This is a genomic window from Thiorhodococcus mannitoliphagus, from assembly GCF_010915725.1.
GTDB classification, from domain to species: Bacteria; Pseudomonadota; Gammaproteobacteria; order Chromatiales; family Chromatiaceae; genus Thiorhodococcus; species Thiorhodococcus mannitoliphagus.
This window is the reverse complement of record NZ_JAAIJR010000470.1, coordinates 1-441: the sequence shown is the minus strand read 5'-3', so window position 1 is coordinate 441 and position 441 is coordinate 1. Positions and strand designations below refer to the sequence as shown.

The following is a 441-nucleotide window of genomic DNA, read 5'->3' as shown; positions in this document are numbered from 1 at the left end:
AGCGCGCTGATCAGGTCGGATTTGGTGATCATGGCGAAAAGTAAAGTACGATTGCGGCAGAAAGTCAATTGACCTGCGGGATATGTCAATTAAACTTGTCGCTATGGACACTGTCGCCGATCGTGTGAAGATCCTGCGCAAGCAGCTCAAGCTCACTCAAACCGCACTCGGGCAGTGCGCGGGTGGGATTTCCAAGCAGGCGATCTCGCAATGGGAGCGCGGGATCACGGAACCGCAGTGGGAAGCGTTGAATGCGCTTCAGCGCTCGCGCGGCGTGAATCCCTACTGGCTGCTGCACGGCACCGTGCCGATGCTCGAAACCGCGCAGGTCGCAAGGACGACGCCGGTCCTCGCCCCCCAGTCCAACCGACCCGAGCCGCGTCCACTCGCCGCGTTGCTCGATGATCTCTCAAGCCGCCTAGCGATGGCCGATCCGGCCGT

Annotated in this window: 1 protein-coding gene; it reads left to right on the top strand. The window is 61.0% G+C overall.

All coding sequences use genetic code 11. From position 1 onward, the window contains the following. Positions 1–82: 82 nt before the first annotated feature. A partial coding sequence (locus tag G3480_RS27415; RefSeq protein WP_240906126.1) for a helix-turn-helix domain-containing protein occupies positions 83–441 on the top strand: 359 nt, incomplete at its 3' end.